At 44.3% G+C, this 11,833-nt stretch carries 9 protein-coding genes; 2 read left to right on the top strand and 7 right to left on the bottom strand.

Annotation, left to right across the window (positions count from 1 at the left end; genetic code table 11):
* Positions 1-32: 32 nt before the first annotated feature.
* Positions 33-722, bottom strand: coding sequence for a response regulator (locus tag HLI_RS15120; RefSeq protein ID WP_128525751.1), 690 nt, complete (start codon positions 720-722; stop codon positions 33-35).
* Complete coding sequence (locus HLI_RS15115) at positions 697-2,319, bottom strand: ATP-binding protein (protein ID WP_206659668.1); 1,623 nt, start codon at positions 2,317-2,319, stop codon at positions 697-699. Before HLI_RS15115 ends, HLI_RS15120 begins: the two co-directional genes overlap by 26 nt.
* A 257-nt stretch (positions 2,320-2,576) precedes the next feature.
* On the opposite strand from HLI_RS15115, the gene HLI_RS15110 reads away from it, so the two are divergent.
* The gene (locus HLI_RS15110) at positions 2,577-3,632 is read left to right on the top strand and encodes a DctP family TRAP transporter solute-binding subunit (protein WP_128525750.1); all 1,056 of its coding nucleotides are present in this window, start codon (positions 2,577-2,579) and stop codon (positions 3,630-3,632) included.
* 19 nt (positions 3,633-3,651) lie between these two features.
* The gene (locus tag HLI_RS15105) at positions 3,652-3,957 is read left to right on the top strand and encodes a DUF3870 domain-containing protein (protein WP_128525749.1); all 306 of its coding nucleotides are present in this window, start codon (positions 3,652-3,654) and stop codon (positions 3,955-3,957) included.
* Between the two features lie 225 nt (positions 3,958-4,182).
* On the opposite strand, the gene lhgO is transcribed toward HLI_RS15105, so the two are convergent.
* The 5 genes from lhgO to HLI_RS15080 all read right to left on the bottom strand — a co-directional run bounded on the left by lhgO (position 4,183) and on the right by HLI_RS15080 (position 11,833).
* Positions 4,183-5,388 carry an L-2-hydroxyglutarate oxidase gene (gene lhgO / locus HLI_RS15100; RefSeq protein ID WP_128525748.1) on the bottom strand — a complete coding sequence of 402 codons (1,206 nt, stop codon included), beginning with the start codon at positions 5,386-5,388 and terminating at the stop codon, positions 4,183-4,185.
* 15 nt (positions 5,389-5,403) lie between these two features.
* Positions 5,404-6,339 carry a glutarate dioxygenase GlaH gene (gene glaH, locus HLI_RS15095; protein ID WP_128525747.1) on the bottom strand — a complete coding sequence of 312 codons (936 nt, stop codon included), beginning with the start codon at positions 6,337-6,339 and terminating at the stop codon, positions 5,404-5,406.
* 311 nt (positions 6,340-6,650) lie between these two features.
* Positions 6,651-7,949 (bottom strand): ABC transporter substrate-binding protein, encoded by a 1,299-nt coding sequence (locus HLI_RS15090; RefSeq protein ID WP_128525746.1) that lies wholly within the window; start codon positions 7,947-7,949, stop codon positions 6,651-6,653.
* 811 nt (positions 7,950-8,760) lie between these two features.
* Entirely contained in the window at positions 8,761-10,206 is a 1,446-nt protein-coding gene (locus HLI_RS15085; RefSeq protein WP_128525745.1) for a sodium:solute symporter family protein, read from the bottom strand.
* The gene (locus HLI_RS15080) at positions 10,196-11,833 is read right to left on the bottom strand and encodes an amidohydrolase (RefSeq protein WP_128525744.1); all 1,638 of its coding nucleotides are present in this window, start codon (positions 11,831-11,833) and stop codon (positions 10,196-10,198) included. Before HLI_RS15080 ends, HLI_RS15085 begins: the two co-directional genes overlap by 11 nt.

Here is an 11,833-nt window from a genome sequence, read left to right as displayed (position 1 = left end):
TCTAGTGGAGAAATTCTTTTATCCCAGCCCCCTCACACTTTCATTTGATAACGATTCACAGGACGGCCAACTTCCCCGTACTGGATTTCAATCTCTACTTCGCCTATTTTTTGAAGATATTCTAAATAGCGGCGTGCTGTCACTCGAGCCATTCCGATCCCATCCGCCACTTGCTCTGCAGATAAGGCACGGACACTTTGTTGAAGGAATTGTTTAACCTGTTCCAGCGTTTGCTGATTCAGCCCTTTAGGTAACTCCTTTATTCCTTCCTGGACATAACTGCCAATCAATCCATCCACCTGTGCTTGCTGCAGGGCCCCTTCGCCGCTTACTTGGGAATGAAAGGTTTTGTAATTGAGCAGCGATTGCTGAAGCCTTTCGAATTTGAACGGCTTGATGATATAATCAACCACCCCATTCTGGAACATTGAACGGATCACTTCTTTATCATTGGCAGCAGTGATTACAATGACGTCGACATCAAAGGCATAATTCCGGATCTCTTTTAATGTCTCCATTCCGTCCAAACCCGGCATGTAGATATCAAGGATAATCAGATGTGGAGATAACTTTTCAGCGAGACGCACGCCTTCTTTTCCATCAGAAGCTATATCAATCACTTTGAATGGAGAGACTCTCTCGATGAATTGCCTATTCACTTCCTGGACCATCGGGTCATCTTCAATCAACAATACTTCAATAACCTGTTGTTGTTTGCTCATATACGCCCTCCTCATATGCCATAGGGATATGGATGACGATGCTTGTCCCTTCCCCTTGTTTGGAGATGACTTCTATCTCTCCTAAACCTTTCTCTACGATATTGTTCACTAGATACAAGCCTATTCCTGAGCCCTTGCTTCCTTTAGTCGAGAAACCTTTGTCAAAGACCTTTGTGTGTTCATCTTCAGGAATCCCTTCCCCATTATCCTCGACAGCGAGCGTGCAGATCTGACTGTTCTGGGTAATCGAAATATCGATCCACCTTTGGTCTCGTTCGACATCGTCAAAAGAGTGGAAAGCATTCTCGATCAAGTTGCCCAGGATAAGAACGAAGTCATGTTCATCCAATAAAGGCGGGTATTCATTCAAGCTGCTCTGTTCATCAATCGCTACTTCAATCCCCAGCTCCTTGCCGCGGCTCACTTTGCTCAAGAGCAAGCCGGATAAACTGTAATCTTTAATATTGTTCACCAAAAATTTCGATAATTTTTCCTGTTTCTCTGAAGTTTCAAAGACAAAGTTCAAGGCCTCTTCCTTTTGATCCAGTTGAATCAAGCCTGCGATGGTATGTAGTTTATTCATATGCTCATGGTTCTGGACTCTTAATGCATCCACAAACGCTTTTACCCCTGTCAATTCTTCAGCGAGTTTGGTCACTTCAGTACGATCCTGAAAAATGGCCACCGCTCCGATCGTGTCATTGTCGACACGGATGGGAATTCGATTACTCATGATCAACGTGCTCCCCAGACGGATTTCTTCATTGAAGGCAACTTCTCCTGAAGAAAGGACCTCCGCTAATTTAATGTCTGGAATGACGTTTTTGATCCATTGATGAGTGTAATCTCCGTGAAGACCAAGAATCGTCTTCGCTTTCTCGTTCATGATGGTAATCTTCCCTTGCTTATCAATTGCCACGACGCCTTCGTTCATCGCTTGAAAAGTCGCCGTCCGTTCGACTAGCAGCTGAACGATTTCATGAGGTTCTAAACGATAGGTTTGCTCTTTCAAGTGCCTTGCAAGAAGCCATGATCCTGCAATCCCGAACAAGGAAGTCAAGAAGAGAACAAAGAGGATTTCATTTTTCATCTTTAAAAGGATCTCTTGTACAGATGGCAGGAGATTGCCGACAATGACGACACCGATTTGCTCATGCTCGTTATTCATCACAGGTACAAATCCTCTTACAGCTATCCCAGATTCTCCCTTCGCTTTTGAGGTATAGCTATGCTCAGCAAAAGCAGGTCCTTCATCTTTTCCTGAAGATAAGGTACCAAGCTTTTCATCCACAGGGTGGGAATATCGGATGCGGTTCATATTCAGGACGACGATATAGTCTGCACTGTTGATCGTCCTGATCCTCTCCACCATCGGATTGATTCGTTTCCACCCCTCTGATTCTGTCAGCCCCTCTTTCAATGCAGAAAGATTTGCTACCGTTCTTCCTGTCACAAGGGCACGCTCTCCGAGTGACTCTTCCTTCGTTTCTATTGTATTTCCAATAATGATGATGCCACCGATCAGAATAGCAAAAAGAACAATTCCGAATGATAGAATTGTAATTTTCCAGCGGATGGGCATCCGTTTCAGTGACATAACCATTCTTCCTTCCTCCTCTAATATAGAGTGCGTTTAAAAAGGAGCATAAAAAAGACCGGGAAGTTCAAGGCGACGCAGCTTTGAGCACCGGAGTGTACGTAAACAGGTACATGAGGAGCGGAAAAGCAAGCCAAAGAAGAAATTCGAAGTGTCTTTTTTTACCGGACTTTTGAACATCCTCTAGTATTTCTAGTGTATCACTTAAAAGTCTAGCTATGGTACACTGATGTAAACGATTCCAAGGGGTTGTTCCTTTGAAAACTTTCGCAGCTATCAGTCTATTCATTTTCACTGGAATTTTCACCGCTCTTTTTTTCGGGTTCGATTTAAGCGAAGCTGCTGAACCACTGGAATATGACGATGAACAAGAGGGATTAGAAGATGAGGTCGTCATCAAATTCAGTCACGTCGTAGCCGAAAACACACCGAAAGGGAAAGCAGCCAGGAAGTTCGCCTCCCTCGTCCAAGAGCGGTCGAACGGCGAGATCAAAGTTGAAGTCTATTCCAACGGCACCCTTTACAATGACCAAAACGAATACACCGCATTAAAGAACGGTCATATCCAAATGATCGCTCCCGCCACTTCCAAACTGCCCGAACGTTTTCCCAAATGGCAGGTTCTTGATCTTCCTTACGCTTTTCCTACATATGAAGCTGTCAGACAAGCATACGAGGGAGAAATCGGCACAACGCTGTTAAACGACTTGGAAGAGGACGATGTGAAAGGAATGACTTTTTGGTACAACGGTTATAAACAAGTGACAAGTAATAAGCAGCCGCTCACTGTTCCAGCCGATTTCAACCGGACACACTTCAGAATCATGCCGAGCCCGGTGATAGAATCTCAATTTCAGGCGCTTGGTGCCAGTACGAGCAAGCTCCCTTTCAACAAAACTTACACCAACCTCGAGGTCGATTTCATTGACGGTCAGGAAAACACACCATCGAACGTCTACTCCAAGAAGCTTTTCGAAAAACAAAAGCATATGACGATCAGCAACCATGGCTACTTAGGGTATGTCGTCCTCATGAATCAAGCCTTCTGGAAGGATCTTTCTGAAGAACATCAAACGATCGTCCTTAATGCAATGAGTGAAACGACCAACTGGGTCCGGCGTCATTCCATCGAAATGAATGACGCCTACCTTCGTCAGATGAAGCGGGAAGATTCGATAGAAGTCCACTACTTGACAAGCGAACAGAAAGAATTATGGAAACAGACGTTTCAGCCTGTCTATGAAGAAGCGGAACACATCGTAGGAAACCGTTTGATAGAAAAGCTCTATGAATTACAGGAACAATACGAATAAAGATAGAGGAGGAAGAAAAATGAAAACTCTTTTTGTTGCCGGACATTCGAAGTTACCTACAGGGATTGCTGCCAATCACATCTCAGAATCCTTGACGCTCACGTTAGAAATCGATAAAAAATACGGTGTCATTTTGGATGCCTCTTGTACGTTAGCAACCGAGCACGGGCGGGGGTTCATCAAGTCTTTATTAAAGGGCTACAGTTTAAAGGATGGGATTGATGAACCTTTAGAGGTCTTGAAAGAAGGTTACTTAGGTAAAGCCGGGAATGCTCTGGAAGCCGCCTTGAAGGATTCCTACAAACAATATCAACTCCACCAATAAAGCGATGATGTTATTTGTAAGACTAGATTTCGAGACTTTTATTGAGGTTATAGGGCTGCGGGATGAACATGATCGGTGAGATCCCGCAAGGCGAAGCCTGAGGAAGCTCACCACATGCCCGCGGAAAGCGATCCGTTTTCCAAGCCATCATCACCGCTTACAAAAGCCTCGAAACTGAGTCTTCCAAAATCGAAAAAAGGGCCAGAGTATTTCCGGCCCTTTCTTTTATCCTACCCTCGTGTATTCTAATTGTGGTAATTTCCTTGCGATCTCTTTGCCGATCTCTAAAGAGGCTGTCGCTGCCGGTGATGGGGCATTACAAACATGGACTGAGCGTTTACCTGTAATCAAGTGAAAATCATCGACGAGCTGACCGTCTTTCAACATCGCCTGCGCTCTTACCCCTGCATCTGTCGGAATCACGTCATCCGTCTGTATTTCCGGAACAAGTCGTTGAAGACTTTTAACAAAGCTTTGTTTATGAACGGAACGGACCATCTCTTTCATGCCTTCTTTCACATTCGCTCGTGCCATTCTCCAGAAACCAGGAAAGGACAAGACATCAAGTGTGTCTTTCAAATGGAAATCCGTTTTTCGATAGCCTTCACGTTTAAAGCTCAATACTGCATTCGGACCGGCATGGATGCCGCCATCGATCATCTTCGTAAGGTGGACACCTAAAAACGGGAAGTCCGGGTTTGGAACCGGATAGATGAGCCCTTTGACAAGATGACTTTTCTCTTCCGTCAACTCGAAATACTCTCCACGGAAGGGGACGATTCTTAAATCGGTATGAATCCCTGCCATTTTCACGAGACGATCGCTGTATAAACCGGCACAGTTGATCATGAAACGGGAATGGAGGCTTTTCTCCGGGGTATCGACCACCACTTCATTTTCCCGTTCCGAAATATCCATAACCGCTGATCCAAGCATGAACTCTGCCCCTGCCTTTTCTAACAGTTCCTTAAGTTTTTCACTTACTTTACTGTAATCAACGATTCCTGTGCTAGGTACTTTTAACCCAGCTATGCCATTGACGTGCGGCTCGATTTCATGAAGCTCTTCTTGATTGATTTTCGTTACGTTCAGCCGGTTTTGCTGGACCCGCTCATACAATGCTTCCATTCTCGGAAGCTCTTCCTGTTCGGTAGCGACCAGCACTTTCCCGCAAACCTCATGAGGAATATCATGATCCTGGCAGAACTTGACCATCGTGTTCCGTCCCTGGATCGCCATCCTCGCTTTTAAACTGCCTGGTTTATAGTAGACTCCAGAGTGAATCACACCACTATTCCTGCCGGTTTGGTGAGTAGAGATTTGCTGTTCTTTTTCCACGATGACCATTTTGGCATGCGGATATTTCTGCATAAGGGCATATGCTGTCGATAAACCGACAATTCCGCCTCCGATAATTACGTAATCATACATTCCTACGACCTCCTACTACTGGACGAACCTTCCTCTTTGGCGCAAAAGCTCTCTGTGTAAATCAGGATTCTTTTCAAAACCATCTCTTCCATGGAGCCAGAACCGGTTGTTCAACATCACTAAGTCGCCTATAGGCAGTTCCAACTCGATAAGCCCTGACGATTCTTCCATCGAATGGGACAATTCTTTCAAATATTGCGCCTGTTTGATGGTTTCAGGATAGACGAACTGATCGATGAAACAGATACAAGGCTTATTGTTCCACTCATAAAACGTTTTGCGCTGGACATCCTCTGAAACATTTTTACTGGCAGGCGCTTTATAAGTGAACGGGTATGATGCCAGTGGATGATTATAGTAATAATCGAAGTCTTCCCATTCATCGAGGTGAAGGAGTCGGGAGCTTCCGCCAACCGCATTCTCTTCTTCCATTTTCATCATCAAAAGCCAATCGGTCGGTTCGTCAACATACGTTCCATCCGTGTGAAGGGTGAACCTTCGATAAGCTTGACGGAGATACGAGTCACTATCGTCGGTATGTTTGACGGAAAAACGTGCATAGTATTTTTTCGACATGGCGTCAAAGTTCGGAATCCCTGCTAGATGACTCAAAGCCGTAGAAAACTTCACATAATCCTGAGCATCTGTCGTACGATTGCGTAGCCCGATCGTAAAACCACCAGAAGCGCGATCATTCAAAATGTGGCGAATCGTTTTCCCGAAATTTTCATCCAACAATTCAAGAAGCGTATGGGCAACCATCAAACGCTGGTATGGAATATATTCCAATTTTTCATCTGTAATGTCCTGCACTTCTTCTAAAAACCGATCAATGACATGCTCCTCTAACTCAATATTGTAAAGATGTTCATGATCGGAATGAGCCTGAATACGATAACCTTCACCGGTAAATGTCGGCAAACTTTCTTTTTTTATTTCCATTGCACACATAATTGGTACCCTCCATTAATTTTTAGTGCGATTCGTTTCTTATGGGCCCATAAGATTAAAAAAAGCCAGTCTTCCCCTTCTGAAGGGAAAACTGGCTTTAAACTGCGGATGAACCTCTGGTTTGCAGAGATTGAACAGTTTTACAGTTAAATGATTCACTTTAAAATCGCTTCCATTGCAACCGGGTATTGAAAGGGTACAGCCTTTCTATAGGGTTGCTTTCTGACACCATCTTATAACTATTTAAATTTTCTGTCAACAACCAGGTTGGAATTTTTCACCTTCTGTGACGATATCCCAAACGCTACAAATTATTGTCGGGCTTCTTCCCAAGCAGATGATGCTTTCTCTTCAACTTCTTCCCACGTAATGTCACCGGCTATATATTCCTGCATGGCAGCAGCCATAACATCTTCTGTCCAAGAAGTCGGCGCACCAAGGAAAATCCATCCGATTGTATTTCCCTCGCTGGCATGATTATAAATTTCCTGAGAAATAGGATCAGCGATTTCACTCTCTTCATATCCTTCATAAGCAGGAATGAACTTGAATTTCTCGGTGACAAACTCTTTCCCTTTCTCAGAAGTATACATCCAATCCAAGAAGTCCTTACTCGCCTGAATTACCTCTTCCCCTGACTCTTTATTAACAACCCAGTGGTTCGGTACGCCGACAGGAATGCTCCCCTCATACCCTTCCACAGGAATTGGCAGAATTCCTACGTTATTTTCAGCGAATTCCGGGTCCATCTGTTCAATTGTGTTATATACCCAGTTCCCTTGTTGAATCATCGCTACATTTCCCAGGGAAAAATGCTCTTCCACTTGTTGGGAATAATCTAAGTTTAGAGTTGGCTGGATGGAATACTCATTCTGCAAATCCAGAAAACGTTTCATTTGCTCACCCATGGTAAATTCAACAGAATCTGCTTCATATGCTTCCATCACATCATGATTGAATTCGTCTGCTAAAAAGGTGTTCGCCAAGTGGCTGCCTATCACCCATTTTTCTTTGGCTGCGAGTGCGAATGGGGCTTCAATTCCCAATTCTTCTTTTTGACTTTCCAGCGTTTCTACAGCTGCTTCCAAGTCTTCGTATGTTTGGATGTCATCAGGATTAATGCCTGCCTCTTCAAACACTTGCTTATTATAAAGAAGTCCATATCCCTCTTGATTAAATGGTAATCCGAGAACTTTTTCATCTCTTTTCACAGCAGAAAGTGTACCTTCCAGTGCTGCATCGACGGCCTTCGTATCTGACATATCTGCTAAATACTTTTCATACTCCTTAATGTCTGTCGGCCCTTGAGCATTGAATATGTCTGGTTCTTCACCAGATGAGAAGGTAGATTTCAATGCTGCTGCATAATCGTTTCCACCCCCTACGGTTTGAACATTTATATTGACTGCAGGATTTTCTTCTTCATAGACACTGACTAATTCTTCAAACTGATCTTTAAACTCTACTTTTTGTTGGAAAACATCAATTGTTATCTGATCTTCAGAAGAACTCTCTTCACTGGAGCCCGATGAAAATGAACACCCTGTCAAGGCTATAACTGATGCTATCAAAACTGTACCTACACTTGAAAGAAACTTTACCTTCTTCATAAAAACTCTCTCCTCTGACTATGTAATTGATAAAAAGAAGTGCATGAACCCTCGACTTACTCGTTTCTTTCACTTTTTCATGGCTAACCCCGCGATCCGGATATGTAATCGTTTAAAATTTACTTCATACTCTCCCTTCTCTTTTCTTAGAAACCTATTCTTGAAGAATAAGGAAAACGTTTGCACAATATAAAACTATTATATTTACAGAAAATTGTCAATATTTGCTTCTGGCTTTTAACATTCACATGTATCTCTATCATTTGAAGCGAGATTCGAGCTGTTTTCACATTCATACATGGAGCTGAATTCATGCCTTTCTGGAATTATCAAAGACGAAACCTTTCACAAATCCTCGTAATCTACCAACAAACCAATAATTGATAAAAGAGCCTGGGAAAACGGGGGTGCTGGAGAACTGCAACTTTTTGTGTTATGCATCAAATATAGAAGCCGAGTTGAACAATTTTATCGTTCAACCCGGCTTCTATAATAATTTCGATATAACATTCGGGCTCTTTTTAGACGAGCCTCTGTTGATTCCACGAAGAGCGTTCGTTGGTGACGCCTGTGGGAAGAGCACGAGCCGAAGATCCACTTGACCAAGTGAGCTGCCGCCGTGCCCGGGGCAAGCATCCACCGACAAGCGTTTCGTGAGAGCAGCAACCAACTTTAACAGTTACTATGGTTTAAAAAGTTTTTTCAGTAGCCACAGGAAAACCCAAACTCTTTCACCTCATTATTTTTCGTCTTTATAAGATCAATTCCCGCCTGTTTTAACTCCACCTATACCTTGCAGTAATCCTCACGTTCAAACTGGTTTCTTCAATTCCGAATACATCTCATGCTCTTTTTCTTGATTGGAAGCTAGCGTAATCGTCACCACAGTAATAATCGATATAGGCAGCCCTATGAAAACAGGGTGGAGTCCGAATGGATGACCGGCAATTTGCCAGCCGACCGCGATGATGAGGCCTGTCCACATTCCAGCAAGACCTGCCGTTTTCGTAGTCCTCCGCCAGAATAAACCGAATAAAACCGGGGCCAGCATGCCTGATACGAGCATGGCCGTACCAGTGATCCATAGTGTGACGAGCTGAGGTATATATAGGGCCAGGAGAAGAGAAATGACAGAGACGGCCACTACAGAAAATCTACTGTAAAGCAGCATTTTTTTATCGTTCACATCTCCAAGCCGAGGTTTGACGATATCATTGACTACAGAAGATGATGCGGCCAGGAAGAACGAGTCCGCACAGGAAATGACTGTGGCCAATAAAGCGATCAGCATCACGATCACAAGCGAGAATGGTAAGATTTGACCTATGATTTCATAATAGATTAAGGCAGGATCTCCACCTGTGATATTCAAGCCGAATTTTCCGAGAAAGCCAATGACGATCGTTACTGCGGCAGTCAGAAAGCCAAGAACGATCGCTATCCAGAAACCGGTCTTTGCGACATTATCATCTTTGGCTGCCCAAAACCGCTGCCATAAGTCCTGTCTGACAAACTGATAGGCACCAATGGTAAACATATAGACGAGGAATTCTGAAGGGCTGATATTGAAGATGCTTAACATATTCCCGTTATCAGCATTTCTTGCCTGATCAGCAAGTGCACCCCAATCCCCGACCATGAACATGATGACGATCAGCAGAAAGAAAATACCGACAGTCTGGATCGTTCCATGAATGGCATCCTGCAGCATGACAGACTTCAGCCCGCCAAAGTAGGTCTTCAATGTTAGTAGGACCCAGCTGATAAGGATACCTGCCGTCATGCTCAGTCCAATGGTCAGTTTCAAGATGGTGGCAATAGCAACGAACTGCATCCCGGTGATAGCAGAATATGCACAAAGGATACTGAGGACTGTCGGCACCCTGGCCCCTTCACCGAACCGGAGCGCAGTGAAATCTCCCATTGTGACCATGTTATATTTTTGACCAAGAAGACGAATTTTCTTTAATAAAAATGCTGCGATAACAATGGAGGTAAGTGTAAATCCGATAGCCAGCCACTGCTGACCCATCCCGAATTGGTAACCTTTCGTCATATACCCGAGCAGGATCGAGCCGCCTATGGCTGTTCCGACAAATGTCAGGACGAGCGGCATCAGTTTCGTGGAGCGGCCGGCTACATTGTAATCTTCATAGGTTTTGACATTTCGATTTACAAATAAAGATAATCCGAATAAAAATACGAAGTAAATGGCTATGATCGTAATCAATATGATCTCTTCCTGGTTACTGAACAATAGATTCACCCTTCCTGTTTGTTTGATTGTGATAGATTCTTCTGCCTTCCAGATAGGTACTCACGGTTTCTATTTCGAGCAGCTTTTCCACGTTGATTTCCAGCGGATTATCGGAAATGATCATTAAATCCGCCTTCGCTCCCGGCTTGATGACACCAAGTGTCTCTTCTTCAAAAGAACTGTAAGCGGCATCAACAGTAAACGCTTTCAGAGCATCATATACACGGATGCTTTCCTCTTCTCCTATGACTTGGCCGTTCGAAGTTTTTCTCGTGACTGCTCCATAAATCCCCGTCCAGGGGTTGCCATCGGTGACGGGCAAATCTGAATTACCCGGCGCTGTTACTCCAGCTTCCTTGAAAGAACGATGCGGGAAAGCATGCTCCATACGTTCTTCTCCTAATTTGTTCATATAATTGTCACCAATGTGGTAAAGGAATCCCACGGATGAGCCTGCCACCAGTTCTAAGTCTTTCATTTGTCTGATTTGTTGAAAGGTAGGAAAAATGCAGTGTTCAATGCGATTACGCATGTGTGTGATCGAGGTGGATTGATTGATGTCGGCATAGGAATTGATGGCTACGTCAATGGCTCGATCGCCGATGGCATGGATCGCTGTTCTTAGGCCGGCATCTATTGATTTATTGAGCAATGGAGCGATTTCCTCCACTGTGTTATAGAGGATCCCTGATTCCTGAGTGCCGAGATAAGGTTCGGAGACAGCCGCTGTTTTTCCACCAACACTGCCATCAAGCATGAATTTGAGCCCCTGGATTTTTACCATGTCGTTTCCAAAACCGCTTCTTAAGCCGACTTTCAGCACTTCATCCATCGCCCCGTCGAAACCATTCTGGTCGATCGCCCACAGCCATGGCCGTACCCGGACGTTCAGTTCTTTTTGATCTAAAAGAGATTGATATAATTGCAGATCGGCTGTTTGTGTTGACATGCAATGGACAGTCGTGACTCCCCATGAGGCAAACTTATCCTGGGCTAACTTCAATCCTTTGACCATATCGTCATGAGTGTACTCAGGGGCTTTCAGTAATCCTTGTGCTTTCTCCTGAAGAAGACCGGTCAATCTCCCCTGCTCATCCCGCTCGATATTTCCTCCTGCAGGATCCGGCGTTTCGTCAGTAATACCACTTAAACTAAGGGCCTTCGTGTTCGCAACCGCCATATGGGCACAAGCCCTTTTTAAAACAACGGGATGGTCGGGTGCTGCTTCATCGAGGTCCCAGCGTGTAGGATTACGCTTGTCCTCCATTTTGCTATCGTCCCAGCCCCAGCCCAGAATCCACTCCCCTTCTGCCGTGCTTTCTGCTACCCTGCTGATTTTTTCCTTAATAGCAGGAATAGAAGGGGTGGCTTCCGGCTTACAATCGACTTCCAGTAGTGTTACACCATAAATAGACGGGTGGATATGACTCTCAATGAAACTCGGCATGAGAGTCTTTCCTTTTAAATCGACGATCTCCGTCTGTTCATTTTTCAGCAAAAGCGCTTCTTCAGAATCTCCGGCAAAGACTACTTTTCCACCTTTTACAGCTACCGCTTGTTTTGGAGGTGTGTCATCTTCCATCGTGAGTACATGGCCGTTGATAAATATCAGATCTGCATCGTTCAC

The organism is Halobacillus litoralis, from assembly GCF_004101865.1.
Taxonomy (GTDB): Bacteria; Bacillota; Bacilli; order Bacillales; family Halobacillaceae; genus Halobacillus; species Halobacillus litoralis_A.
This window is presented reverse-complemented; position numbering and strand designations above follow the sequence as displayed.

Excerpts from the sequence above, each read along its gene's own strand:
- HLI_RS15120 (WP_128525751.1), bottom strand. The coding sequence starts at position 722 with ATGAGCAAACAACAACAGGTTATTGAAGTATTGTTGATTGAAGATGAC.
- HLI_RS15115 (WP_206659668.1), bottom strand. The coding sequence starts at position 2,319 with ATGTCACTGAAACGGATGCCCATCCGCTGGAAAATTACAATTCTATCA.
- HLI_RS15105 (WP_128525749.1), top strand. The coding sequence starts at position 3,652 with ATGAAAACTCTTTTTGTTGCCGGACATTCGAAGTTACCTACAGGGATT.
- lhgO (WP_128525748.1), bottom strand. The coding sequence starts at position 5,388 with ATGTATGATTACGTAATTATCGGAGGCGGAATTGTCGGTTTATCGACA.
- glaH (WP_128525747.1), bottom strand. The coding sequence starts at position 6,339 with ATGTGTGCAATGGAAATAAAAAAAGAAAGTTTGCCGACATTTACCGGT.
- HLI_RS15090 (WP_128525746.1), bottom strand. The coding sequence starts at position 7,949 with ATGAAGAAGGTAAAGTTTCTTTCAAGTGTAGGTACAGTTTTGATAGCA.